The following is a 24,000-nucleotide window of genomic DNA, read 5'->3' on the forward strand; positions in this document are numbered from 1 at the left end:
GCCCCAGTTAATCTCTTTCCGACAAATTTCATTCTTCACTGTTGACTGACTCGCAATTTGGGTAAACTAGCCTCTCGTTTAGGAAGGAAAAGTCATGATCGTGAGTAATAACCCACAAGCAACTGAACAAAACAATCAAGAACAAACTCACTTTGGTTTTAAGACGGTTGATAAAACCCAAAAAGTGAACATGGTAAAAGACGTATTTCAGTCGGTTGCGGCTAAATATGACATCATGAATGATCTAATGTCTATGGGCATTCACCGTTTATGGAAACGTTACACCATTGATTGCAGCGGTGTACGCGCCGGTCACAAAGTGCTTGATTTAGCGGGTGGAACCGGTGACTTAACGGCCAAGTTCTCACGTATTGTAGGCGAGTCGGGACAGATTGTCTTGGCGGATATAAACGATGCAATGCTCAAGGTAGGTCGCGATAAACTGCGCGATTTAGGGGTGGTAGGTAACGTTGATTATGTACAAGCTAATGCCGAAGAATTGCCTTTTCCAGACAATACCTTTGATATTATTACTATCGCCTTTGGCTTACGTAATGTCACCGACAAAGATAAGGCTTTGGCGTCAATGTACCGTGTTATCAAGCCTGGCGGACGTTTATTAGTACTAGAATTTTCTAAACCGACCAACGAGCTGTTGAATAAAGCGTACGATGCGTATTCATTTCATTTGTTGCCTAAAATTGGACAATTGGTGGCCAACGATGCAGATAGTTATCAGTATTTGGCTGAATCCATTCGCATGCACCCCGAGCAAGAGGTGCTAAAAAGCATGATGGAAGCGGTGGGTTTCGAGCAAACCACTTACCAAAATCTGACCGGAGGCATTGTTGCCTTGCACCGAGGGTTTAAGTTTTAATGCCTTTTGCCCAGTTAGTCAGCTCGGGTCTAGAGCGTGCCCTGAATAAATTACTGCAACTTGACCCTGACAGCGCCGCTAAATTGCGAAAGCTTAAAGGGCGCAATCTACAGGTGCGAGTACGTGAATTACCTTGGCCTCTCATTTTCCACTTTTCTGATGAAATCAGTTTGGGTGTAGTTGTATCAGAAGGCAGCGAAAGTGCCCGTCCAGATTGTTTAATTGAGCTGAACCTTGAGACGTTACCGTTGTTACAAGACAGCAGCCAATTATCGGCGCTTATTCAACAACAAAAATTGATTCTCATTGGCGATATTTATGTGGCCCAGAGCTTTAGCAACCTTATAAAAGAACTGGATATTGATTGGGAAGAACAATTAGCAAGAGTGACCAATGATGTGTTTGCCCATCAAACTTTCCACAGCGCTAAATCAGTCATGTTGCAAAGTCAGGATTTTATTCAGCAAAGTCGTGAAATTTGGGCAGAGCGTTTAACCAAAGAAGGGGCTGTGGGCATTAATCAACAGACCCTCGATCAATTTAGTGAAGATGTGGTTAAGTTGCGCAGCGCCACCGACCGTTTAGCGGCCAGATTGGCAATTCTTGAAAAAGCACACAAGGCATAATTCTGCAATGCGAATTTTACGTTTATACCATATCAACAAGGTGCTTCTACAACACGGTTTAGATGAACTTATTCCACCCAGTTGGCTGCCTTGGTATGCCAAATTAGGGCGTTACGGCTTTTTTTGGTTACGCAATAAGCACCCTGAAAAATCTCAGGGCGTAAGAATTCGTTTAGCGCTGCAAACCCTAGGTCCGGTGTTTATTAAATTTGGTCAAATGCTGTCTACTCGCAAAGATCTACTCTCCGTAGACATCGCCAGTGAATTAAGTATTTTGCAAGACAAAGTGGCGCCTTTTGATAGTGCTGTCGCTGAGCAAATTATTTTAAAATCTCTTGGTTTGCAGCAAATCACGGATTTGTTTACTGATTTCGATCCTAAGCCTTTAGCGTCGGCGTCTATAGCCCAAGTTCATACTGCCACTTTGGCCGGTAACGAAGTGGTAATCAAAGTGATACGCCCTGACATTAAGCGCACCATTGAATCTGATATTGAGCTGATGCGCACGGTGGCGGCTGCCTTACAAAATTTGCTGCCTGACGGTAAACGTTTGCGCCCAGTAGAAGTCGTTGAAGAATATAAGCGCACCATAATCGATGAACTTGATTTAAGCCATGAAGCGGCCAATGGCATCCAATTTAAACGTAATTTTGAAGGCTCAGAAGCCTTGTACGTGCCTACTATTTATAGTGACTACAGCCATAAAAATGTGATGGTGATGGAGCGAATTTACGGCACGCCCATTTCTGATATTGCTCAATTGAACGCTCGCAATACCAATATGAAAAAGCTAGCCGAGCGCGGGGTGGAAGTATTTTTTACCCAAGTATTTCGTGACAGTTTTTTTCATGCGGATATGCACCCGGGCAATATCTTTGTTTCGCCTTTAAATCCTGATGACCCGCAATATATCACCATTGATTTTGGCATAGTCGGCACCTTAAACAGCGAAGATAAACGCTATTTGGCTGAAAACTTTATTGCCTTTTTTAATCGCAATTATCGAAAAGTGGCTCAGCTGCATGTCGATTCAGGTTGGGTGCCATCGAATACTGATATCGATGATTTTGAAGCATCAATTCGCCGTGTATGTGAACCTATTTTTCAAAAGCCGTTGGCTGAAATTGAATTTAGCAACGTGCTGTTGCAACTGTTCAATACTGCGCGGCGCTTCAATATGGTGATCCAGCCACAATTGGTCTTGCTGCAAAAAACCTTGCTCTACATCGAAGGTTTAGGCCGGCAACTGTATCCTGAGTTAGATTTATGGAAAACCGCTAAACCCTTCCTTGAAAATTGGATGAGAGAGCAAATTGGCGTCAAAGCCATGTACAGTAAAATTAAAGCGAACTTGCCTTATTGGTCTGAAAAGCTACCTGAAATGCCTGATTTAATTTATGACACTTTAAAGCAGGTTAAAAAATTGCCAGAGCAACAAAGGCAACATTTTGAAATATTACAAGCTCGGCAACGTCAGCAAACTAAGCGCATACAGTACTTATTGATTGGCGCTACGATGTTTATCGTTAGTGCCATCGTGCCCCTTTATCAAGACCATTGGTGGTGGTGTGCAGCGCCTGCAATGGCAGGGCTTGTTAGCTGGTTTATTGCGCTTAATACCCGTATCGATTAGCTTTGGCCAAAGTAGCCTGCTACTCGTAAACCAATGCCATAAGACGCTGAAAAAGCTTCGTCTTTACGCCATGTAATGTAAGGCTCAACTTCAAAAAATAGCCAGTCTCGTAAGGCATTAACACGCCAACGTGAACTGGCTAGATATTCATTTAAGTGGTAACTCGGCTGACTCAGCCCTTCAATATACAAACCACAAATTAGGGCATTTTTTTCGTCAAGTTGTACTAAGTGCTGCCAACTGTGCTGCCACAGCCAGTCATTGGTCTCATCCCGAAAGTAAAAATGATTATTAAAGCGAAACATTGAAGCCGGGTTAATAACATAACTGTATCGCCCTGAAAACTCAGCGCCAAAACCATCACTACTGTAGTAGTAAACGGAGCTTTCTAAACGAATGTCAGCCTGTGTTCCTATGCCTGCCACAATGCGATAACGACTTTTAACAAAGGGTTGTAAACGACGGCCAATACCGATGCGATGCGACAGACCACTGTCGGGTTTGGCTTTCCATTGTAAGGCTAAATTAAAACGGTTTTGCTCATTACGGCTGTCTATTCTGGTGTTTTGTAGCAGGTTATCTGGCTGTTCGTCATCGTAATCTGATAAGACCAAGTCCACCCGATTTTTTAAATTGGGTAACTTGTAACGTATTTTAAAACGGTTCTCGAATTGGTTTAATTCGCGACTACGTGGGTTCCAGCCTAGTTGTATTCTTGCCTCTCCCAAGGCTTTTTCAGATAAGCTATTTTGGTCAATCATAAAAAACTCATCAAACCACAAGGCTGACTCATTAACTGATTCTGATATGTTTTCATGTAAGGCGTCCAGCCATGGCTTTTCTTGCTCATCGCCCAAGCAAGGTTTACAAAAAAATGTAATTACAAAAAGCGGGAAAAACGTGATTAACGGTTTCACTTTGTTACTGATCCTGTATCGTAAGCGCTTCTTTAGACTATCTTATTTTTTTATTAACGTTTAGAAATATTATTAAACATCAAATCCAGTGACGTTTTGATAATGCTACGTATAATAGGTTCCAAGTGAATTAGGAGTGACTTATGTTTGGAATTAGTGTTCCGCAATTATTGATTATTTTGGGCATCATTGTCCTTTTATTTGGCACTAAAAAATTGCGCAGTTTGGGCGGTGATCTAGGCTCTGCGGTAAAGGGCTTCAAAAAAGCGGTCAGTGATGATGATAAAGACGACAACGATGATGCCGATTTTCCATCAAAAGAAAAAGTGGAAGACAAATCTAAAGTCGCTGCTGATACAACTCAAACCCAAAAAAGTGCACAAAAAGAGCATAAGTAATGTTTGATATTGGCTTTTTTGAGCTGGTTGTTATTAGTGTTGTGGCCCTTGTCGTACTTGGGCCCGAAAAACTCCCTGGCGCGATTCGTTCAACACTCAGAACGGTTCGCTCAATTAAGGGTATGGCCAACGGCTTTCGGCAAGAAGTTGAACAGCAATTCAAAATTCAAGAATTGCATGAAAATTTGAAGAAGGCTGAAGAGCAAAATATGCAAAATTTATCACCTCAGTTACAAGAGTCGGTAGATGAACTGCGAAATGCGGCGAAGTCCGTACAAAAACCCTATTCAAAAGAGTAATCCAAGATGGCTGAACCCAATAGCTTGATTGCTCATTTAATTGAGCTAAGAAGTCGAGTGCTCAAAGCGGTAGCCAGTGTGTTTATCGTTTTTTTGTGTCTTGTTTATTTTGCCAATGATCTCTATCACTGGTTAGCGACACCTTTGCAAGACGTGTTACCCGCAAATGCCCAAATGATTGCAACCGACGTGGCCTCATCATTTTTTGCCCCCTTCAAGTTAACTATCGTATTGTCGTTTTTTATCGCCATACCAATGGTGCTGTATCAAATTTGGGGTTTTGTGGCGCCTGGGTTATATAAAAATGAAAAACGACTCGTTGCACCGCTATTGCTTTCGAGTACCTTACTTTTTTATGCCGGTATGGCATTTGCTTACTATGTGGTCTTTCCGCTGGTGTTTGCTTTTTTCACCAGTGTTGTTCCGGAAGGCGTGGTGAATAATACCGATATCACCAGTTACCTTGATTTTGTATTAAAGATGTTTTTTGCCTTTGGTTTGTCATTTGAAATCCCGGTAGCCATTGTACTGATGTGCTGGACAGGCATGACAACACCAGCGTCATTAAGAGCAAAACGCCCCTATGTCATCGTTGGTGTTTTTGTGATGGGGATGTTGTTAACGCCGCCAGATATTATTTCACAAACCTTGTTAGCGGTACCTATGTGGATACTGTTTGAATTCGGTGTGATTGTTGGTGGTTTTTACACCAAAAACGCAGAAGCCGAGACGGACGAAGAAGAGGAAGTGTGATATGAAACGAACAATCTATGCCTTGTTTTTGCTTGTAAGTGCAGGCGCTTTGAGTCAAACACTTGATAAGCAGTTGGCTGATTGTCGTATTATTAATGATGCTACAAAACGCTTGGTCTGTTATGACAATATCGCAAAACCGGCAACGCCGGTAGAGAACCCTCGGCCAGTAGAGGCGCTAACTGAGTCTGCTTCGGTTAAGCAAGTAGAAGCACAGAGCCGCACTGACGAAAGAGTAAAAAACTTCGGTCTAGAGCAGAAAATAGCCGCAGAGCAAGAGCTTGATGAAAAGTTATATTCTACGATCAGCAAACTTAAAACCGACTTGCGTAAAAAGCTTATTTTACAGTTAGAAAATGGTCAAGTTTGGCAACAATCAGACTCCCAAATTTTTAGAATCAAAGAAGGGGATAAAATTTATCTTGAAAGGGGAGCGCTAGGTTCGTTTTTCTTAGGTAAAGAGGGTATAAATAAAAGAATACGTGTGAAGCGAATTTCGTAACGATGGGCTGGGTCGACGTAGGCGTTAACATCACCGAAAAACCATTAGCATTTGATGATGTAGTGCAGCGTTCGTTTGAAGCGCAAGTAAGTAAGTTGATTCTTACTGGAACCAATGTACTAAAGAGTAACCAGGCTATCGAATGGTGCTCTAAATATCCGCAGAACCTTTACTGTACTGCTGGTGTTCACCCCCACTATGCCAGTGACGTTAGTGCTGATGTTATGCAGCAACTGCAACACTTAGCCACTCATGAGTGCGTCAAAGCCATAGGTGAGTGTGGTCTTGATTTTAATCGAAATTTTTCCACCAAGGCTGACCAACTCAGGATATTTGAACAACAACTGGAACTTGCGGTGCAGAGTAAAAAGCCCGTCTTTTTACATGAACGTGATGCGTTTGATGAACAAATCCGATTATTACAACACTATCGCCCTCAACTCGTTGGTGGAGTCGCGCATTGTTTTACTGGCAACACCGCGCAAATGCAGGCCTATTTAGATCTGGATTTATATATCGGCATAACAGGTTGGGTATGTGACACCAAGCGTGGACTCGACTTACAAGCGGCAGTTAAAACCTTGCCATTAGACCGTTTATTGTTAGAAACAGACAGTCCGTATTTGCGTCCTAAAGGCTTGCCAAACAATCGTAAAATAGACGGTGGAAGTAACGAGCCTGCCTACTTACCATTTATCGCCGAGCAAGTCGCGCAATTGATGGGTGTGGAGATTGAGGCGATAAAAAGCCAGAGTATTATAAATAGCCATACTTTGTTCAGTATGGCCTTATAAGGCTACCACCATGCAATCAGCCCCACTACAGATAAAAATAACCAACAACTGGCTATTTGTTGTGGTAGCACTGTTTTGTGTGATCATGGGTTTTATTTATCCCAGCATTCAAGCTTCAACAAGTTCCGTTTATAGCCGGGTAACAGGTATCGAATATATTGTTGATGATCACAGTCAATTTACCTTAGATTCCATTATTAAGCAGCGCGGCCAAGTGTGGCAAAGTGACTCTCAAGGAAATTATTCTTTCGGAATGGCCGCTTCACCTCATTGGTTTAAATTGACCTTACCGCAGATAGATGTGCAGCGAACATGGTTACTGGAGGTGGGTTATCCATTGCTGGATAACGTTTCAGTCTGGTTCGAAGATAACGGTCTTGTATTAGCTGAATATCATAGTGGTGATCGCTTACCTTTTAACCAACGACCCATCGAAAATGAGCGTTTTATCTTTCCTGTCCCCCAAGCTAAGCAGCTTATTACCGTTTACATACGCGTAGAAACAACGGGGGCCTTACGTATGTCAGTTGATGTATGGCCACAAGCCAGCTACCTGAGTTTTGCGAGCGAATACAATATTGTTATGGGGCTGTTTTTTGGCTTTATGTTAGCAATGGGCATTAGCAGTTTATTTAATTTTGCTACCACTAAACTCGGTGTTTTTGCAGCTTATTCTGGATATGTTTTCTTTTTGGCTTTGTCTTTAGCGGCTTTACATGGTCTTGGCTATAAACATCTATGGCCAAACTCACCGTGGTTTCAACAACATGCTTTGCCTATTTTTGCCAATTTAACTGTGGCTTTTTCTATTATTTTTTGTGATTTATTGCTTGATGTTAAACGCTATAGCCTGAAATTAAGCCGTTTATTACGCCTATTAGCACTGTTGTATTTTTTATCAGTGTTGCTCAGCTTATTTGTGCCCTTACCCCTATTAAATAGTGGCTTTTTGTTCATGCTGTTGGCCAGTGGCGCGCTAATTTATGGCGTAGGTATTTGGCTATGGACAAAAGGTGTGAGTTTGGCTGGGGTCTACACTTTGGCGTGGAGCGTATTATTTTTTGCCGGGTTTATCATCTGTTTAGATAATTTAAATATCGCTAAATTTGACCTGCCGTCTGACTACCTAATGGTGCTTGGAGCCGCCATTGAAACGTTGTTATTAGCGCTGGTGTTGGCCATTAATAACAACCAACAAAGACTAGCCTTGCAACAAACTCAAGATGAGTTACTGGCAAAGACGATAGAAGAAAAACAAACCCAAGAAAGCATGCTGGCTTTACAAGAAAACACCCAAGAAGAACTGGAGTACAAGGTTCAAGAGCGCACGCTGGAACTTGAAATTGCCTTACGAGAGTTATCTGAGATTAACCGTGAGCTGCAAGAGAAAAATACCTTAGACGCGTTAACAGGTGTGCGTAATCGCAGCTACTTTGATAAAAAATACATCGCAGAAACTCGCCGTAGTCGCCGCGAGCGAACGCAATTATCTATTGTCATGTTAGACATCGATCATTTTAAGAGCGTTAATGATAAATACGGCCATTTGGCCGGTGATGAATGCATAATAGCCGTTGCTCGCATGCTTAAAGGCGCTTTAAAAAGGCCCAGTGATGATTTATGCCGTTACGGTGGCGAAGAATTCGTGCTGATCTTACCCAGTACTGAACTAGCTGGTGCGACTGCTCTGGTTGAGCAAGTAAGAGAAAAAATTGAAAAACAGATAATCCAATTTGATGGTCAGAATATAAGTTTGACTATTAGTGCGGGAATTGCCACGGCAGTAGTTAATCCGCAAGATGCTGAAGACACCCTTTTAGCCGCGGCTGATCAGCAGCTTTATTCAGCTAAAAAGGCAGGCCGCAATAACGTTAAAGGCATCTTTTTAGATGCTAATGATGAATACCTATAGGACACAATCATGGCAGAACATTTTCCTTCGACCCGAATGCGTCGACTTAGACAGCATCATTATACTCGCCAACTGATGGCAGAAAATATATTAAGCGCGCAAGACTTAATATATCCGATGTTTGTTATTGAAGGCACAAATCAGCGTGAAGCAATCCCGTCTATGCCCGGAATTGAGCGCGTGACGATTGATTTGCTTATAGAAGAGGCAAAAGAATTAGTGCAATTGGGTATTCCTGCGCTAGCGCTCTTTCCCGTCACCCCAGCTGAATTAAAAACCTTGTGTGCCAGTGAAGCTTTTAATCCGCAGGGTTTAGCACAAAAAGCAGTACGAGCGCTGAAAAAGGCTGTGCCAGAGATTGCAGTGATTACAGACGTTGCTCTTGATCCGTTTACCATCCATGGTCAAGACGGCATTATCGATGACAATGCTTATGTATTAAACGACACCACCATTGAGATATTGGTCAAGCAAGCCTTGTCGCATGCTGAAGCGGGTGCGGATATTGTGGCCCCTTCAGATATGATGGACGGCCGGATTGGGGCTATTCGTCAAGCACTGGAAACCCACGGTTATATTAATACCTGTATCATGGCTTATTCGGCCAAGTATGCTTCAAGCTACTATGGACCCTTTAGAGATGCTGTTGGCTCGGCAGGTAACATTAAAGGGGGCAATAAAAAGAACTACCAGATGGATCCCGCTAATTCTGATGAGGCGATGCGTGAAATTGCCTTAGATATTCAGGAAGGGGCTGACATGGTGATGGTTAAGCCCGGTATGCCATATTTGGATATTGTGCGCCGCTGCAAATCAGAATTTAAGGTGCCTACCTTTGCGTACCAAGTCAGTGGGGAATATGCCATGCATAAAGCGGCATTTGCTAATGGTTGGCTTAAAGAAGACGAGGTGATTTTGGAGTCTCTTTTAGCTTTTAAACGTGCCGGAGCCGACGGGATTTTAACTTATTTTGCCAAACAGGCAGCCACCCTTCTTAAAGCTTAATCCTTAAACTTAAACCAAGTCACCACATTGCTAGTTATTAGGTGATGGCTTGGTTTATACCAACAGATATTAGTGCCACAAAAACGCAGAAATCTGACGATCAAATAGCCAACCTGAAAATACTTTTTCAGCGCTAGTACTATGCTTTTTTGCGGCGCCAAAGCATACATGCAAAGGCATAAGATGTTCTTCACGAGCATGACAGTATCTCGCCGCTGGGGCCGCTTCCCAATTAAGCAGGCGCTGCGAAGTTTGCTCTACAGGCCGTAACAATAAGGTGCTGGTTAGCCATTCGTCAAACACGATACTGTGTTGTTTTGACGCCGCTCTACCATGAAACGACATACCAGACCCGACGATTAAGATGCCTTGTTCACGCAATGGGGCAAGGGCTTCACCTAACTTTATATGTTTAGCGGGGTCGAAAGATTTCAATAAAGAGACTTGCACCACTGGAACGTTCGCTAGCGGATACATCAGCATAAGCGGTACAAATGTGCCGTGGTCAAAGCCTCTGTGTTCATCCAGTTGACTAGCGATGCCTTTGTTCGCTAACAGCCTACTGATAGTCTGTGCCAGCTCAGGATTACCGGGAGCGTCATACCGATATTCATACGTTTCTGGCGGAAATCCACCATAGTCATACATCATGTCCGGAGCGGAGGATGACGAAATACGGACATCGTTACTTTCCCAGTGAGCACTGATCATTATAATGGCTTTAGGTACTGGTATCCGCTGTGGTATGTCACGCAAAAACGTCACCAAGTTTGCATGCCCTGGTTCACCGAGCAGAGGCATCGGCCCTGCTCCGTGAGGTAGGTACAAAACAGGCATTAGCTCAAATGAGTGACTCATCTTAGGCAGCTTGTTGCTTACGTAGAGCAATGATGCCACCTAGTAAGGCGATCAAAATTATCGCAGGCACTGCGTTTGCAACGCTTTCATAAGCAACGTGAAAGTAGGTGGCGCCTAGCATAATGATAATCAAGCCAGATGCTGCATAAACACTCAGTTTTCGTAACCATAAGCCAATTGCACCGGCTAATTCACTTGCACCAATAAAATAACCAAACCAAACGGGCAAGCCCATTAAGGCAAATGATTTATGTAATTCTTCAACGCCGGCTAACTTTCCTAATCCTGCGGCTAAAAAGGCAAGAGTGCTAAGGCCTAACAAAACCCATAAGGTGATTTTTTTTGCTTTACTCATAATTAATTTCCTAACGATTGAATCTGTTTTTAAAAAAAGTTTGGGTACAGCCTTATCGACCAAGTTACGTGTTGATGGATAAGTGTGAATACTTGCAACAGAGTGTAATGAAGTCATAACTTAAAAAATATTGAACATTTATTAATTAGTTATAAACTAAATATTTATGAGTTGGGGTGATAATGAAACTTGAACAGTTAGTGATGTTTAAGGCGGTAGCGGATTTCGGCTCTTTAAGCCAAGCCAGTCAAGCCTTACATAAAACCCAGCCCGCTATCAGTCAGGGAATTCGGCAATTAGAATCAATCTTAAATGTGCAATTATTTAGTCGTGCAGCATATCGTTTAACTTTAACTCAAGCGGGAAAAGCGGTGTATCAACATGCACAACGTTTGCTTGATGAAGCGGCGTCGTTAAAACAAGCGGCAAACAATATTGCTGCGGGCAATGAAATCAGTATTACTATAGCCATTGAAGCCGCTTTCGACTTAAAAGGCATATTGCCCTTACTTGAGAGTGTGCAAAGTCAATTTCCTAATACTCAAATTGTGTTAAAGCAAGAATACCTATCAGGTGCTTTGGATTTATTGCAGAAAAAACTGGCAACTTTATGTATTTCTCCCTCAGAAGGAGGCGTATTTCACCAAGGACATTTCGAATGTCATCTTCTTAACTCTGGTGTGCTGGTTAATGTTGCTTCACCCCGTTTAGTCGCGCGCCATCCCCAGCTAGCTACCCGTACTGAATTGATTAATGAATACCAGATAGTGGTGCAAGATTCTGGCAGCGGTACACGGGATCGAGATTTTGGGGTGCAAGTAGGTCAACGCCGTTGGTATGTAAATGATTATGCGACTAAGCGGATGTTGATAGAAAGCGGCATGGGCTGGGGTAAATTACCGGGCAACTATGCTGAACAAGGCTTACAAAATGGCAGTTTAGTAAAACTTCAACTAACAGACATACAAAACGAAATAAAACTGCATTATCAAATTATGAAAAACAAAGATCAAACCTTAGGACCAGTAGCACAAACTTTATGGGAGCGTTTCAGGGCCTATACCTTTAATCAATTTTAATGGTCTGTTATGACTGACAAAGTAGTTTCCAGCCGACTTTATGCTGCTGCCACTTTTCATTGGCCAGTTCCGCATCAATCAGTGGGTGCGCTTTTAACCACCCTTCAGGAAAGGTTAAAATCCAATCATTGTCTTCAATGGTCAGTTTAATCTTGGGTAACAATTTATCTTTACGTCGAATTGATAATAAACATGCCAAGCGACTGAGGCGCAAAAGCACAATAAGTTTTTCACGTACTTCACTTGCAAAGGGCTGAAAATCATTCAGGTTTATATCACCCCGGTGATTCAATACTAATACTCGTATACCATTTTGCAGTTGTTGGGTATAGCCCACCATTGGCACATGAGAGAGAATATAAGCGCCGTGTTTATGGTGTTGCTTGTATTCAATATGCAAACCCAATTCATTCAACATACTTGCCGCAATTAATGACGCTTCACAATCCACTTTCTTTAAATCTAACTGCTGCTGCACCTGTTTAAACAGCAGCAAAGCTAGATTTTTAACACGATGGGCGTGTTCTGCATCAATGTGAAATTGCTTCATCATCTGCTCTAGGGTTTCGGCCCTACGGTCATTCTGCTGCATATTATCCAACATGCCATAAATTAACCCTTCGCGCAGTGCGCCAGCAGAAATCTGCATGTTCTGAATATTAAGTTCTTCAAACAAGGCAATTAAAATGGCTAAGCCACTGGGAAATATCGCCCTGCGCGCTTCGGTCAGCCCAACAATATCTAATGCGTCAATGTTAACGCAATCAATACACTGCTGTTTAAGGTTATATAGATAATCTAAGCGTATAGAATCGCTAATGCCTTGAGTAATTAAGATTTCAGTGATCGCTTGGGGTGTGCCTGACGCCCCTAAACACTGTTGCCAGTCGAAACTGATAAAATCATCTTTAACAGGGGCAAGTAATGCTTTAGCGTTGTGAATTGCCTCTGTAAAGGCTTCGTCGGTCACCATGCCATCAGCGAAATAACGCTCTTTGAAAGTTACGCAGCCCATGTTTAAACTGGTAAGATGGATAGGAGTCATATCGTTACCAACAATAACTTCGGTACTAGCGCCACCAATATCGATGACCAAAGAATTACCTTGGTTAGCAGAAGTATAAGCAACGCCTAAATAAATTTGCCGTGCTTCTTCTTCGCCTGAGATAATATCGATTTTGTGTTGCAGTATGTCTTCGGCTTTGTCTAGAAACTGCTGGACATTAGCAGCGAGTCTTAAGGTTGCGGTGCCAACGACTTTAATATTCGCTAAAGGAATATCCTGTAATCGTTCAGCAAAGGTACTTAAACACTGCCATCCTCTTTCAAGGCTTGCCTCATCGAGATTCATGTTCTCATCAAGGCCAGCAGCTAATCTGACTTTTTGTTTAATTTTACCAATAATAGAAACACTGCCAGCAGCGACTCTGACGATAACCATATGAAAGCTGTTAGACCCTAAATCAACCGCGGCATAAAGTTGCTCTGGTTGATTAAATGGGCTGACTATTTCGTTTCTGTTGTTCATCTATTTCGCTGTGGTCTTGGTCCTGATGGTCGTTTATTGGGGTGATTTCGTCCGCTTTGCATACGCTTTTTAAAGCGAGGCGCTGGCGGCGTAACATCCCGGATTAAACTTGTAGGATCATATTCTGTTACTGGAATTGAATGTTCCACATAGGTTTCAATGGCCGGCAAATTTAAGGCATATTTCTCACAGGCAAAACTGATAGATTTGCCACTTTGTCCAGCTCGACCTGTACGGCCAATGCGGTGCACATAATCTTCAGCATCGTCAGGTAAATCATAATTAAATACATGACTTACCATAGGAATATGCAGTCCACGAGCTGCAACGTCAGTAGCAACTAATATGTCTAATACACCAGAGGTGAAGTTTTCCAAAATCTTCAGGCGTTTATTTTGCGGTACATCCCCACTTAACAAACCCACACGATGGCCATCAGCTTGTAGCCAATCGGCTACTTTTTCGCAACTATGTTTGGTGTTAGCAAAAACAATCGCTTTATCAGGCCATTCTTCTTCCATCAAACTAAGCAACAAAGGCATCTTGTCTTCGTCAGAAGGATAAAATAACTCTTCCTGTACGCGTTCAGCGGTTTTACGCTCAGGCTCAATTTGTACATGAGTTGGATTATTCATGTGCTCATATGCAAGTTCTTGCACGCGATACGATAGCGTGGCGGAAAATAACATGCTTAAGCGTTCAGTGGCTTTAGGCATACGGTTAAACAAAAAGCGTATGTCTTTAATAAAGCCTAAATCAAACATGCGGTCAGCTTCATCAAGTACAGCTACTTGTATACCCTCAAGGGAGAATATATTTTGTTTATAGTAGTCAATGATACGACCCGTAGTGCCGATAATAATATCTACACCTCGTTGCAAACTATCACGTTGACTTTCATAACCTTCGCCCCCATAAATGAGTCCAAGGGATAAGCCCGTGTGTTTGCTAAGCAATTCAGCGTCATTAAAAATTTGCACTGCTAGCTCACGAGTTGGTGCCATAATAATGGCCCGCGGTTGTTTTTTATTTGGCTGCGGATTTGCCAGTAAGTAGTGAAATGTTGCCACTAGAAAAGCAATGGTTTTACCTGTACCCGTTTGGGCTTGGCCTGCGATATCGTGGCCAGCTAATAAAGGTGGTAAACTTAATGCTTGAATAGGCGTGCAATGATTAAAATTCGCTGCACTTAGCGCCTTGACGACTTGCTCGTTAATCGGCAAGTCTGAAAAATTTGTTTCGGTTAAATGTGTTGTTTGCATAGCTTATAGCTTATCTGTGCTTGCATTAAAAACCAGTTTCTATATAACAATCATGACCGCGCTGAATAAAGTCAGCGAGAGAAAAAATTACGGAGAAAAGAATGAGCGACAAAATTATCCAGTTGACTGACGATAGTTTCGAGGCCGATGTTATCAATGCTGCTGGTCCTGTGTTGGTTGACTTCTGGGCGGAATGGTGTGGTCCGTGTAAAATGATTGCGCCAATATTGCATGAAGTTGCTGACGAATTCGAAGGCAAAGTAACAGTTGGCAAGCTTAATGTCGATGAAAATAACGAAACACCACCAAAGTTTGGTATTAGAGGTATTCCAACTCTTTTATTGTTCAAAGGTGGGAATGTCGCCGCTACAAAAGTGGGTGCGTTATCTAAGTCGCAATTAGTAGAGTTTATAAATAGCAATATTTAATCTCGTTAAAGCCAAATTACAGAGCCTAGCTATGCTAGGCTTTTTTATTCGAATGTATCTGCAATAATGTGCCGCTTGATTCTGCTATTTAATCTTGCACAACTCAAGATGTTTTAAATTTTGAACAGTTTATTTGACACAAGGCAAGACAAGGCGCATATTTTAGCTAGACGTTGCTGTTTTTTGGTGATAACTTTTAAACGTTCGTCCATGAACAGCCAGTTTTTGCTCAAATCAGAAATATGAATTAGTAAATACCCTTGAATTATTCAACCAAAGTTGCCAACAGGCAATCTTCAAGCATAAAGACCCACCAATATGAACCTAACGGAACTCAAAAAAAAACCGATCAGTGAACTTGTAGCCTTAGCCGACGAAATGAAGTTGGAAAATATGGCACGAGCTCGTAAACAAGATATCATTTTTTCAATTTTAAAATCTCATGCCAAAAGCGGTGAAGATATTTTTGGTGACGGCGTATTAGAAATACTGCAAGACGGATTTGGTTTCTTGCGTTCCAATGATGCATCATATTTGGCCGGCCCAGATGATATTTATGTATCCCCAAGTCAAATTAGACGCTTTAACCTGCGTACCGGGGACACCATTTCTGGAAAAATACGACCGCCAAAAGACAGTGAACGTTACTTCGCGCTGCTTAAAATCAGTGAAGTTAACTTTGACCGTCCTGAAAGCTCTCGTAATAAAATTCTTTTTGAAAACCTTACCCCTTTACATGCCAATGAACGTCTAACGATGCAACGTGGAAATGGCAGTAGTGAAGATATTACCGCTCGTGTATTAGATCTTGCCTCACCCATTGGCCGTGGTCAGCGTGGCTTAATAGTGGCACCGCCCAAAGCCGGTAAAACATTATTGCTGCAAAATATTGCTCAATCTATTGCTGCAAACCATCCTGAATGTGTGTTGATGGTATTGCTGATTGATGAGCGCCCTGAAGAAGTCACTGAAATGCAACGCCTCGTGCGCGGCGAAGTGATTGCTTCAACCTTTGATGAGCCAGCCAGTCGCCACGTGCAAGTTGCTGAAATGGTTATCGAAAAAGCCAAGCGCTTAGTTGAGCATAAGAAAGATGTGGTTATTTTATTAGATTCAATTACCCGTTTAGCCCGTGCTTATAACACGGTTATTCCTTCTTCAGGTAAGGTACTAACCGGTGGTGTTGACGCTAATGCGTTGCACAAACCTAAGCGTTTCTTCGGTGCGGCACGTAATATTGAAGAAGGCGGTAGTTTAACTATTATTGCCACTGCTTTGATTGATACCGGTTCTAAGATGGATGAAGTTATCTACGAAGAATTTAAAGGTACCGGTAATATGGAATTACACTTGAACCGCAAAATTGCGGAGAAACGAGTGTTTCCTGCAATTGATTACAACCGTTCTGGTACAAGACGTGAAGAGCTTTTGACTACCCAAGATGAGCTACAGAAAATGTGGATCTTGCGTAAAATTGTGCATGAAATGTCTGAAATTGATGCGATGGAATTTCTTATCGATAAATTATCGATGACAAAAACCAATGATGAATTTTTTGCCGCTATGCGCCGTCAAAAAAGCTAGTAGTCAAACATCAGTTAACTGATTTTAAAATCCGCTGAAATTAAATTTTCAGCGGATTTTTGCTTTTTGAGGCTGTAGCCTTTTACGTGTTTGCTTAAAAATCAAGCTGATGCGGACTTTAAGCTTTAAGCACACGGTCGACTTAGGCTACAATCTGCGTCCCTAAATTTTACTTAGTCAGCTAACGCTTCAATTTGCGGGCTAAACTTTCAACGTAAGTGAGAAGAATATGCCAAAAGTGGCAATAGTGATGGGCTCTAATTCAGATTGGCCAACCATGCAACAAGCGGCGATTATGTTAGATAATCTAGGTGTTAGCTATGTCGCCAAAGTCGTATCAGCGCACCGCACACCTAACCTTCTTACTGAGTTTGCAGAGCAAGCAGCAGAGCAGGGTTTCCAGGTCATTATTGGTGGGGCAGGCGGTGCCGCACATTTGCCGGGCATGATTGCTGCGCATACTCATTTACCGGTTTTTGGTGTTCCGGTGCGTTCTAGCCAACTTAATGGTATTGACTCGTTATTATCTATTGTTCAAATGCCTAAAGGCGTGGCGGTGGGTACGTTAGCCATTGGCGAGGCTGGGGCTGCGAATGCAGGTTTGCTGGCAGCACAAGTTGTAGCCTTACACGATAAAGACGTGCAACAAGCCATTATCAAATTTAGAGCTGAACAAACTGCCAAAGTGCTCGCTATCGAAGAATTAACGCTACCCCAACAATAACGTGGTGCTTTTGAAATGAGTATATTAATTTTAGGTTCTGGGCAACTTGCCAGAATGATGGCGTTAGCGAGTTTTCCTTTAGGATTACAAGTAAGAGCTGTAGATGTTAATACCCTTGAAGTTGTTGACCCTATTAGCAAAATAGTCAGTGAGCAAACTTTAACACAAGCAATAGATTCTGCTGTGGCCATTTCGGTTGAGTTTGAACATATTCCGCAAGATTTACTTGAAAAAGTGAATGCTAGCGGCAAGCTCAAACCGAGCATAGAAGCCATTATGGCAGGTGCAGACAGAGTTAAAGAAAAACGCTTATTATCAGGCCTCGATATCGCCAATTGTCCATATCAAGTTATTACTCATGTTGAGCAACTAGATGCAGCGGTTGAACTCTTAGGCGAAAAATTGATAATCAAAGCCAGTCGCGATGGCTATGATGGTTATGGGCAATGGCGCTTAAGTGCTACCAGCGAATTACCCGCGCTAAAAGCGCAGTTGTCCTCGCTAGATCTGGTAAAAGTGCCTTTAGTGATAGAAAAAATGCTGCACTTTGAACGTGAACTTTCACTTGTTGGTGTTCGCGATGGAAAAGGTAAAGTAGCCTATTATCCACTAGCAGAAAATTTGCATCATCAAGGCCAGCTCAGTGTCTCTGTAGCTCCAGCGCCTTATGTTGATGAAAAACTAGCAGAGCAAGCTAAAACAATTTTTAACAAGCTAGCCGAAGAACTGGATTATGTTGGTGTGTTGGCCGTTGAATTTTTTCAGTTAGGTGAGCAACTCTTGGTTAATGAAATAGCGCCCAGAGTACATAACTCTGGCCATTGGACTATGCAAGGTGCCGATACCTGCCAGTTTGAAAATCATATTCGTGCCATAGCCGGACTGCCTTTAGGCTCAACTGAAGTAACTAGCCCTACAGCGATGATTAATATTGTAGGTTGTAATGATTTCTCAAAAGAACTATTAAGCGTTGCTGGTACTCACCTGCACTGGTATGACAAAACAGTGAGACCAAAACGTAAAATGGGACATTTAAACATTTGCGCTAATAGTTATGCGGGTTTAGGTGAAAAACTGCAGAGTCTAACAGCCTATCTGCCAGCCCAGCACTTTCCGTTGCTTGAAAAAGAAGCAAACAGACTGATTTGTGTTTAAAAATTGAGCGAAAACTCGGAAAGGTTTTGACAAGCACAGCGTGATGAATAAAATGGCGCTCGCTTTAGGGCTACCGCCTTCGTTGGCAGTTACCAACATCCTAACGCAGCGTCACAAAGCGATATTTAATACGTTAATATCGCCAGTAAGGGTTACACCTTGTGCCGACTTAGCTCAGTTGGTAGAGCAACTGACTTGTAATCAGTAGGTCACCAGTTCGATTCCGGTAGTCGGCACCATTCCTCTCTCTTTTTAAAAACCAAGATATGCGCTGTGCGCACCAAACTTATCGCTTCGCGACACAGCATGCGCTGCGCTTATGGCATCTATGCCGTTTTTCAAACCTCGTCCCGAGGCTCGCCTCACTTTTTGCCAACAGCAGCAAAAAGTAAGCGTCAGCGCATAGATTTAGCGTAGCGTTTAAACTTACCGTTTTATCCCAGACACTCGTGCCCAATCCCCTTGTATCGCAATCGGTTCCATATCGAATTCTTGGCTGTAAAGGTCGTTAATTTCTTGTGCTTGGTTGTCGAGGATGCCTGATAACACCAGCTTGCCACCGGGTTTGCAGTAGCCACTAATGATGTGACGTAGTTCACGGATGGGCGCAGCGAGAATGTTGGCGAGTACTACGTCGGCTTGTAATTCTGGCTGGTTAGCCGGTAAATAGAGTTCTATTTGAGCGCCTACGTTGTTGCGGTTGGCATTGTCCTGACTGGCCAGAATCGCTTGGGGGTCGATGTCGATTCCGACCACCCGTTTGGCACCTAATTTTAAGGCTGCGATGCCCAGTATGCCGGAGCCACAACCAAAATCGACCACGGTTGAATCGTGTAACGTTAAGCCGTCTAACCACGTTAAACATAATGCGGTAGTTGGGTGTGTGCCTGTGCCAAAAGCTAAACCAGGATCTAACATCACATTAACTGCGTTTGGATCGGGTACTTCGCGCCAGCTTGGGCAAATCCATAAGCGGGTGCCAAATTGCATAGGATGAAAATTCAACATCCACTCACGTTCCCAGTCTTTGTCTTCTAACTGTTCGATTTTATGCGCAAAACCTTTGCCTAAAATTTTTGATTTTTCTAGGCGTGTTATAAGGGCCGCCATATCGTAATTAGCGTCATATAAACCTACCACCTCAGTATCAGGCCATAACATGACTTCGCCAGGTTTAGGTTCGTACATAGGCGTGTCTTTAGCATCAAAGAAACTAACGGCTTGAGAACCATTGGCGCTGAGCATATCGCCTACTTGTTCGGCGTATTTAGCTGGACTACTAATTTTTAACTGGATCCATGGCATGGCAAAATTTCACTGACTGGCAAAGGGCGTATTATATCAGGTCAAATTTAAAAATGGTTTTAAAGAAAGGGAAATACTGAATTGAGTTAGGGGGATAGGCAAAAACGCTAGGTAAAATAGGATTATGGTGCGTCAACACCATAATCCTCATTTTATTTAGTGACCACCCATACCGAGTTTTTTCTCAAGATAATGGATGTTAGCGCCACCTTTGGCGAAGGCTTCATCAGCCATTATTTTTTTCTGCAGTGGGATGTTGGTTTTTATGCCAGTGATGATTAATTCATCAAGAGCATGTCGCATTCGAGCAATTGCCACTTCACGAGTTTCACCGTAGGTGATCAGCTTACCTATCATCGAATCATAATAGGGAGGGACTTTGTAATCCGCATAAATATGCGAATCCCAACGTACGCCTAAACCACCAGGTGAGTGGAATTGGTTAATTTTGCCAGGACTTGGTATAAAGGTTTCTGGATCTTCAGCGTTAATACGACATTCAATAGCATGGCCGCGGATCTGAACCTGTGACTGATCAATTGACAGTTTATTTCCAGCAGCAATACTTAATTGTTCTTTAATTAAATCAATGCCGGTTATCATTTCAGAAACAGGGTGTTCAACCTGAATACGTGTATTCATTTCAATAAAATAGAACTCACCATTTTCGAATAAAAACTCAAAGGTACCCGCGCCACGATAACCAATTTCAACACAAGCTTGGCAACATCTTGCGCCAATTTTTGCTCGCATTTCAGGGGTAATGCCAGGCGCTGGCGCCTCTTCTACCACTTTTTGATGACGACGTTGCATAGAGCAATCGCGCTCACCTAAATGGATAGCGCCACCTTGGCCATCAGCCAATATTTGTATTTCTACGTGGCGTGGGTTTTCTAAAAACTTTTCCATGTAGACAATGTCATTGCCAAAGGCTGCGCCAGCTTCAGCTTGCGTGGTTGCTATTGCGCTAATCAGCTCAGACTCGCTGCGTACAACACGCATACCTCGACCACCGCCACCGCCAGCTGCCTTAACGATAATGGGGTAACCAATACGCGCTGCAGTTGCTTTGTTGACGGCTTCGTCACTGCCTAGTGGGCCATCAGAGCCCGGAACGCAAGGTACGCCTGCCGCTTTCATTGATTTGATTGCAGATACTTTATCGCCCATAAGGTTAATGGTATCGGCTTTAGGACCAATAAAAATAAAGCCACTTTTTTCTACTGCGTCAGCAAATGCTGCATTTTCAGCCAAAAAGCCGTAACCAGGGTGAATGGCATCTGCGTCAGTGATTTCAGCAGCGGCAATAATGCGGGGAATATTTAAGTAACTTTCGGTGGCCGAAGCTTTACCGATACAAATCGTTTCGTCGGCTAACAGTACGTGCTTGAGCGATTCATCCGCGGTTGAATGCACAGCAACTGTTTTTATGCCTAACTCTTTGCAAGCGCGAAGAATGCGCAAGGCAATTTCTCCACGGTTGGCAATAAGAACTTTTTTAAGCATGCTAATCTGCCTTTATTCAATCACAAACATGGGTTGATCAAATTCAACCGGGTCTTGGTTATCCACTAAAATCTGTTTAATCACACCAGCTTTATCTGATTCGATTTGATTCATCATTTTCATGGCTTCGATAATACATAGCGTATCACCCACGTTTACTTTCTGGCCCACTTCAACAAATGCTTTAACGCCTGGTGATGATGAACGGTAAAACGTTCCTACCATAGGAGAGCGTAATATATGGCCAGAGGGTGCTGCCGCTGCTGCGGTTTCAGCTGGTGCAGCAGGGGCGGCTGGAGCAGGTGCGGCAGAATATTGGGGCTGTGGTGCATACTGCACAGGTGCGTACTGAACGCCAGCAGACTGTCCGCGATGAATTCTTACTGACTCTTCACCTTCAGTGATTTCTAGTTCAGATATGCCTGATTCTTCAACCAGTTCTATCAATTTTTTAATTTTACGTATATCCATGATAATTCTCTCTGTTCAATTTGTATTTGTATTTGGTCTTGGTAGATCGTTATTTGTTCTTAAGGTACTGCTGCGCTGCTAATAAGCCAAATTCGTAGCCTTGAGTGCCAAAACCACACATGACCCCTTGGGCAACGTCACTTAAATAAGAATGGTGTCTGAACGATTCGCGAGCGTGAACATTAGAAAGGTGTATTTCGCTAAAAGGGATATTGACACTCAACAAGGCATCTCGTAATGCAATACTGCTATGCGTGAAGGCGCCAGGATTAATTAATATATAATCAACCTTGTTAAACGCAGCATGAATAGCATTGATAAGTTCATGTTCAGCATTTGACTGGACATGCTCAAGTTCAATACTAAGCTCAGTTGCTCGATGCTTTAGCCTAAGGACAATTTCATCTAAGCTCTCTGCACCGTAAATATGAGGCTCTCGCTTCCCGAGCATATTTAGATTGGGTCCGTTTATGAGTAATACTTTCACGCTGTTGTCACTTAATTAGATATCCTATTTTGTAATCAAAATAGCTGCTTGAACGTTCAAAGAGCAGCTATTATAGGGAGCATTTAGAATATAGCAGCAAAATACTGGTCTTATCAGCGAAGTTTACCGCAAAGTTTTAATTTTTTATCGTCAAATAGAGTACATTTTGAATTATATAGCACACATACATATCGCCAATCATACGCAAACCAGTTTGCTTGGTAATTTCCTTGGCGATTTTGTTAAAGGCTCGTCTTTGATTCATTTGCCTAGAGAGCTCGCTATTGGTGTGCAACTCCACCGTAAGGTCGATTCATTCACCGATAACCATGAGTTAGTCAAAAATTTGCGTAAAATGTTCCCTAGCGAACTGCGCCGAGTCGCGGGGATTATCATTGATATCACCTTTGACTATCTCTTGATGCAGCAATGGGACGGTTTAACCTTGCAAACAAAAGAACAGGTGTTAACGCGTTTTTATCATCAACTGAGCGTCTTCGATGGGATTGATACCCATCACTTTAAGCGCTTGTCTCATAGCTTAGTGACTGACCGCTGGTTGTTGGAATATCAGCAAGCTGATACTTGTTTGCGTGCTATGAAAAGTATTGAGCGAAGACTAAACAATAAGATAATTTTTGCTGATACCGCCTACGTTTTTTTCCTAGCAAATTTGCCAGAATTTGAAACGACTTTCACCGCTTTTTATCCAGAATTACTTATTCATGGAGTACACTACAGTCAGCAATTACGTTCTATTTAATTTAAACGAGTATTAACCATGGCTATAAAAGAAATCAATCATCCCTTAGTGCAACATAAACTTGGTCTTATGCGAGAAGCGGGCATAAGTAGTAAAGATTTTCGCGAATTGGCCAGTGAGGTGGGCAATCTACTTACTTATGAAGCAACCCGAAATCTAGAAACAGAGCTAGTAAGTATTAAAGGGTGGAATGATGAGACAATTGAAACGCGCAAAATAAAAGGAAAAAAAATAACCGTTGTGCCAATTTTACGTGCTGGTTTGGGCATGTTAGATGGTGTGATGAAGTTAATACCTAACGCTAAAATCAGTGTAGTGGGTTTATATCGTGACGAGGAAACTTTACAGCCGGTCGCTTATTTTGACAAAGTCGTCAAAGATATCGCCCAGCGCACCGCCTTGATTGTTGATCCAATGTTAGCCACTGGAGGCACACTGATTGCTACAATTGACTTGTTAAAACAAAAAGGCTGTACTGACATTATGGGTTTGTTTCTTGTGGCAGCGCCTGAGGGAATAGCGGCAGTGCAAGAAAAACATCCAGATGTCGATATTTATACCGCGGCCATTGATTTAAAGTTAAATGAGCAAGGCTATATCCTGCCTGGCTTAGGTGATGCGGGTGACAAACTATTCGGTACTCGCTAGGTTAACGTTGAGTTAGGCGAGGCGGGAAACCAAGGCGAATGATTGCCAAAGGCTGTTGCTGTAATGATTAGAATACGTGACATTTTTAGCCTAGTGGATTTTACTATTACAGGTTGAGTTATTAACTAAAA

General features: G+C 42.5%; 25 protein-coding genes, 1 tRNA gene and 1 pseudogene. 18 read left to right on the top strand and 9 right to left on the bottom strand.

The features are described 5' to 3' along the window. Window positions 1–94 precede the first annotated feature (94 nt). From ubiE to ubiB, 3 genes are read left to right on the top strand one after another with little or no spacing between them, the layout of a single operon-like run. Window positions 95–877: a bifunctional demethylmenaquinone methyltransferase/2-methoxy-6-polyprenyl-1,4-benzoquinol methylase UbiE gene (gene ubiE, locus ACEN2L_RS11540; protein WP_441743870.1), complete on the top strand. Its 783-nt coding sequence runs from the start codon at window positions 95–97 to the stop codon at window positions 875–877. Further along, window positions 877–1,503 (top strand): ubiquinone biosynthesis accessory factor UbiJ, encoded by a 627-nt coding sequence (locus tag ACEN2L_RS11545; protein WP_441743872.1) that lies wholly within the window; start codon window positions 877–879, stop codon window positions 1,501–1,503. Before ubiE ends, ACEN2L_RS11545 begins: the two co-directional genes overlap by 1 nt. A 7-nt stretch (window positions 1,504–1,510) precedes the next feature. Next, on the top strand, window positions 1,511–3,136 hold the full coding sequence (gene ubiB / locus ACEN2L_RS11550) for a ubiquinone biosynthesis regulatory protein kinase UbiB (protein ID WP_441743873.1): 1,626 nt from the start codon (window positions 1,511–1,513) through the stop codon (window positions 3,134–3,136). Here ubiB and ACEN2L_RS11555 read toward each other — a convergent pair. Beyond that, window positions 3,133–4,053: a hypothetical protein gene (locus ACEN2L_RS11555; protein ID WP_441743875.1), complete on the bottom strand. Its 921-nt coding sequence runs from the start codon at window positions 4,051–4,053 to the stop codon at window positions 3,133–3,135. The two genes, ubiB and ACEN2L_RS11555, sit on opposite strands and share 4 nt — an antisense overlap. Window positions 4,054–4,196: 143 nt before the next feature. On the opposite strand from ACEN2L_RS11555, the gene tatA reads away from it, so the two are divergent. Genes tatA through hemB form a run of 7 tightly spaced genes read left to right on the top strand, consistent with a single transcriptional unit; the run spans window position 4,197 to window position 9,716 of the window. After that, entirely contained in the window at window positions 4,197–4,451 is a 255-nt protein-coding gene (gene tatA, locus ACEN2L_RS11560; RefSeq protein ID WP_441743877.1) for a twin-arginine translocase TatA/TatE family subunit, read from the top strand. Then, window positions 4,451–4,750 carry a Sec-independent protein translocase protein TatB gene (gene tatB, locus ACEN2L_RS11565; protein ID WP_306021110.1) on the top strand — a complete coding sequence of 100 codons (300 nt, stop codon included), beginning with the start codon at window positions 4,451–4,453 and terminating at the stop codon, window positions 4,748–4,750. The genes tatA and tatB overlap by 1 nt, the downstream gene beginning before the upstream one ends. Window positions 4,751–4,756: 6 nt before the next feature. Continuing rightward, entirely contained in the window at window positions 4,757–5,503 is a 747-nt protein-coding gene (gene tatC / locus ACEN2L_RS11570; protein WP_306021109.1) for a twin-arginine translocase subunit TatC, read from the top strand. A 1-nt stretch (window position 5,504) separates the two neighbouring features. After that, window positions 5,505–6,005 carry a hypothetical protein gene (locus ACEN2L_RS11575; protein ID WP_441743879.1) on the top strand — a complete coding sequence of 167 codons (501 nt, stop codon included), beginning with the start codon at window positions 5,505–5,507 and terminating at the stop codon, window positions 6,003–6,005. A 2-nt stretch (window positions 6,006–6,007) separates the two neighbouring features. After that, window positions 6,008–6,799: a TatD family hydrolase gene (locus ACEN2L_RS11580; protein ID WP_441743881.1), complete on the top strand. Its 792-nt coding sequence runs from the start codon at window positions 6,008–6,010 to the stop codon at window positions 6,797–6,799. Window positions 6,800–6,809: 10 nt separating this feature from the next. Further along, window positions 6,810–8,711, top strand: a complete 1,902-nt coding sequence (locus tag ACEN2L_RS11585) for a sensor domain-containing diguanylate cyclase (protein ID WP_441743883.1) — start codon at window positions 6,810–6,812, stop codon at window positions 8,709–8,711. Between the two features lie 9 nt (window positions 8,712–8,720). Then, a complete protein-coding gene (hemB, locus tag ACEN2L_RS11590) occupies window positions 8,721–9,716 on the top strand; it encodes a porphobilinogen synthase (protein WP_441743884.1) in 996 nt (331 codons plus the stop codon). A gap of 69 nt (window positions 9,717–9,785) precedes the next feature. On the opposite strand, the gene ACEN2L_RS11595 is transcribed toward hemB, so the two are convergent. Both ACEN2L_RS11595 and ACEN2L_RS11600 read right to left on the bottom strand, forming a co-directional pair. Beyond that, window positions 9,786–10,574 carry a DODA-type extradiol aromatic ring-opening family dioxygenase gene (locus tag ACEN2L_RS11595; protein WP_441743886.1) on the bottom strand — a complete coding sequence of 263 codons (789 nt, stop codon included), beginning with the start codon at window positions 10,572–10,574 and terminating at the stop codon, window positions 9,786–9,788. 1 nt (window position 10,575) lies between these two features. After that, the gene (locus ACEN2L_RS11600) at window positions 10,576–10,929 is read right to left on the bottom strand and encodes a DoxX family protein (RefSeq protein ID WP_306021103.1); all 354 of its coding nucleotides are present in this window, start codon (window positions 10,927–10,929) and stop codon (window positions 10,576–10,578) included. 182 nt (window positions 10,930–11,111) lie between these two features. Here ACEN2L_RS11600 and ACEN2L_RS11605 point away from each other — a divergent pair, with 182 nt between their 5' ends. Next, on the top strand, window positions 11,112–12,008 hold the full coding sequence (locus ACEN2L_RS11605) for a LysR family transcriptional regulator (RefSeq protein WP_441743889.1): 897 nt from the start codon (window positions 11,112–11,114) through the stop codon (window positions 12,006–12,008). Window positions 12,009–12,015: 7 nt separating this feature from the next. Here ACEN2L_RS11605 and ACEN2L_RS11610 read toward each other — a convergent pair whose 3' ends face one another. Both ACEN2L_RS11610 and rhlB read right to left on the bottom strand, forming a co-directional pair. Beyond that, window positions 12,016–13,536 carry a Ppx/GppA phosphatase family protein gene (locus ACEN2L_RS11610; RefSeq protein ID WP_441743891.1) on the bottom strand — a complete coding sequence of 507 codons (1,521 nt, stop codon included), beginning with the start codon at window positions 13,534–13,536 and terminating at the stop codon, window positions 12,016–12,018. Continuing rightward, entirely contained in the window at window positions 13,533–14,798 is a 1,266-nt protein-coding gene (gene rhlB / locus ACEN2L_RS11615) for an ATP-dependent RNA helicase RhlB (RefSeq protein WP_441743893.1), read from the bottom strand. The genes ACEN2L_RS11610 and rhlB overlap by 4 nt, the downstream gene beginning before the upstream one ends. Window positions 14,799–14,899: 101 nt before the next feature. Here rhlB and trxA point away from each other — a divergent pair, with 101 nt between their 5' ends. The 5 genes and pseudogenes from trxA to ACEN2L_RS11640 all read left to right on the top strand — a co-directional run bounded on the left by trxA (window position 14,900) and on the right by ACEN2L_RS11640 (window position 18,928). Next, window positions 14,900–15,226, top strand: coding sequence for a thioredoxin TrxA (gene trxA / locus ACEN2L_RS11620; protein ID WP_306021099.1), 327 nt, complete (start codon window positions 14,900–14,902; stop codon window positions 15,224–15,226). A gap of 309 nt (window positions 15,227–15,535) precedes the next feature. Beyond that, window positions 15,536–16,810, top strand: a pseudogene (rho, locus tag ACEN2L_RS11625) (transcription termination factor Rho); the annotation flags it as partial. 229 nt (window positions 16,811–17,039) lie between these two features. Then, on the top strand, window positions 17,040–17,534 hold the full coding sequence (gene purE / locus ACEN2L_RS11630; RefSeq protein WP_306021097.1) for a 5-(carboxyamino)imidazole ribonucleotide mutase: 495 nt from the start codon (window positions 17,040–17,042) through the stop codon (window positions 17,532–17,534). A gap of 15 nt (window positions 17,535–17,549) precedes the next feature. Continuing rightward, the gene (locus ACEN2L_RS11635; protein WP_441743894.1) at window positions 17,550–18,689 is read left to right on the top strand and encodes a 5-(carboxyamino)imidazole ribonucleotide synthase; all 1,140 of its coding nucleotides are present in this window, start codon (window positions 17,550–17,552) and stop codon (window positions 18,687–18,689) included. Between the two features lie 163 nt (window positions 18,690–18,852). Then, window positions 18,853–18,928 (top strand) — tRNA-Thr (locus ACEN2L_RS11640). 187 nt (window positions 18,929–19,115) lie between these two features. Here ACEN2L_RS11640 and prmA read toward each other — a convergent pair. From prmA to aroQ, 4 genes are all read right to left on the bottom strand, one after another. Then, window positions 19,116–19,994 carry a 50S ribosomal protein L11 methyltransferase gene (gene prmA, locus ACEN2L_RS11645; protein ID WP_441743896.1) on the bottom strand — a complete coding sequence of 293 codons (879 nt, stop codon included), beginning with the start codon at window positions 19,992–19,994 and terminating at the stop codon, window positions 19,116–19,118. A 156-nt stretch (window positions 19,995–20,150) separates the two neighbouring features. Further along, window positions 20,151–21,500 (bottom strand): acetyl-CoA carboxylase biotin carboxylase subunit, encoded by a 1,350-nt coding sequence (accC, locus tag ACEN2L_RS11650; RefSeq protein WP_306023766.1) that lies wholly within the window; start codon window positions 21,498–21,500, stop codon window positions 20,151–20,153. Between the two features lie 12 nt (window positions 21,501–21,512). Then, window positions 21,513–21,971 (bottom strand): acetyl-CoA carboxylase biotin carboxyl carrier protein, encoded by a 459-nt coding sequence (gene accB, locus ACEN2L_RS11655; protein ID WP_441743898.1) that lies wholly within the window; start codon window positions 21,969–21,971, stop codon window positions 21,513–21,515. Between the two features lie 49 nt (window positions 21,972–22,020). After that, window positions 22,021–22,458: a type II 3-dehydroquinate dehydratase gene (aroQ, locus tag ACEN2L_RS11660; protein ID WP_441743900.1), complete on the bottom strand. Its 438-nt coding sequence runs from the start codon at window positions 22,456–22,458 to the stop codon at window positions 22,021–22,023. A 166-nt stretch (window positions 22,459–22,624) separates the two neighbouring features. Here aroQ and ACEN2L_RS11665 point away from each other — a divergent pair, with 166 nt between their 5' ends. Next, complete coding sequence (locus ACEN2L_RS11665) at window positions 22,625–23,221, top strand: ACP phosphodiesterase (protein ID WP_441743902.1); 597 nt, start codon at window positions 22,625–22,627, stop codon at window positions 23,219–23,221. Window positions 23,222–23,239: 18 nt separating this feature from the next. Next, entirely contained in the window at window positions 23,240–23,869 is a 630-nt protein-coding gene (gene upp, locus ACEN2L_RS11670) for a uracil phosphoribosyltransferase (protein ID WP_306023770.1), read from the top strand. Window positions 23,870–24,000: the final 131 nt, after the last annotated feature.

It is taken from the genome of Flavobacterium sp. W21_SRS_FM6 (genome assembly GCF_052119645.1).
GTDB lineage: Bacteria > Pseudomonadota > Gammaproteobacteria > Enterobacterales > Alteromonadaceae > Paraglaciecola.

What these genes read in the sequence shown, in the direction of transcription:
- ubiE (WP_441743870.1), top strand. Translation starts at nt 95, where the DNA reads ATGATCGTGAGTAATAACCCACAAGCAACTGAACAAAACAATCAAGAA.
- ACEN2L_RS11545 (WP_441743872.1), top strand. Translation starts at nt 877, where the DNA reads ATGCCTTTTGCCCAGTTAGTCAGCTCGGGTCTAGAGCGTGCCCTGAAT.
- ubiB (WP_441743873.1), top strand. Translation starts at nt 1,511, where the DNA reads ATGCGAATTTTACGTTTATACCATATCAACAAGGTGCTTCTACAACAC.
- tatA (WP_441743877.1), top strand. Translation starts at nt 4,197, where the DNA reads ATGTTTGGAATTAGTGTTCCGCAATTATTGATTATTTTGGGCATCATT.
- tatB (WP_306021110.1), top strand. Translation starts at nt 4,451, where the DNA reads ATGTTTGATATTGGCTTTTTTGAGCTGGTTGTTATTAGTGTTGTGGCC.
- tatC (WP_306021109.1), top strand. Translation starts at nt 4,757, where the DNA reads ATGGCTGAACCCAATAGCTTGATTGCTCATTTAATTGAGCTAAGAAGT.
- ACEN2L_RS11575 (WP_441743879.1), top strand. Translation starts at nt 5,505, where the DNA reads ATGAAACGAACAATCTATGCCTTGTTTTTGCTTGTAAGTGCAGGCGCT.
- ACEN2L_RS11580 (WP_441743881.1), top strand. Translation starts at nt 6,008, where the DNA reads ATGGGCTGGGTCGACGTAGGCGTTAACATCACCGAAAAACCATTAGCA.
- ACEN2L_RS11585 (WP_441743883.1), top strand. Translation starts at nt 6,810, where the DNA reads ATGCAATCAGCCCCACTACAGATAAAAATAACCAACAACTGGCTATTT.
- hemB (WP_441743884.1), top strand. Translation starts at nt 8,721, where the DNA reads ATGGCAGAACATTTTCCTTCGACCCGAATGCGTCGACTTAGACAGCAT.
- ACEN2L_RS11595 (WP_441743886.1), bottom strand. Translation starts at nt 10,574, where the DNA reads ATGAGTCACTCATTTGAGCTAATGCCTGTTTTGTACCTACCTCACGGA.
- ACEN2L_RS11600 (WP_306021103.1), bottom strand. Translation starts at nt 10,929, where the DNA reads ATGAGTAAAGCAAAAAAAATCACCTTATGGGTTTTGTTAGGCCTTAGC.
- ACEN2L_RS11605 (WP_441743889.1), top strand. Translation starts at nt 11,112, where the DNA reads ATGAAACTTGAACAGTTAGTGATGTTTAAGGCGGTAGCGGATTTCGGC.
- ACEN2L_RS11610 (WP_441743891.1), bottom strand. Translation starts at nt 13,536, where the DNA reads ATGAACAACAGAAACGAAATAGTCAGCCCATTTAATCAACCAGAGCAA.
- rhlB (WP_441743893.1), bottom strand. Translation starts at nt 14,798, where the DNA reads ATGCAAACAACACATTTAACCGAAACAAATTTTTCAGACTTGCCGATT.
- trxA (WP_306021099.1), top strand. Translation starts at nt 14,900, where the DNA reads ATGAGCGACAAAATTATCCAGTTGACTGACGATAGTTTCGAGGCCGAT.
- purE (WP_306021097.1), top strand. Translation starts at nt 17,040, where the DNA reads ATGCCAAAAGTGGCAATAGTGATGGGCTCTAATTCAGATTGGCCAACC.
- ACEN2L_RS11635 (WP_441743894.1), top strand. Translation starts at nt 17,550, where the DNA reads ATGAGTATATTAATTTTAGGTTCTGGGCAACTTGCCAGAATGATGGCG.
- prmA (WP_441743896.1), bottom strand. Translation starts at nt 19,994, where the DNA reads ATGCCATGGATCCAGTTAAAAATTAGTAGTCCAGCTAAATACGCCGAA.
- accC (WP_306023766.1), bottom strand. Translation starts at nt 21,500, where the DNA reads ATGCTTAAAAAAGTTCTTATTGCCAACCGTGGAGAAATTGCCTTGCGC.
- accB (WP_441743898.1), bottom strand. Translation starts at nt 21,971, where the DNA reads ATGGATATACGTAAAATTAAAAAATTGATAGAACTGGTTGAAGAATCA.
- upp (WP_306023770.1), top strand. Translation starts at nt 23,240, where the DNA reads ATGGCTATAAAAGAAATCAATCATCCCTTAGTGCAACATAAACTTGGT.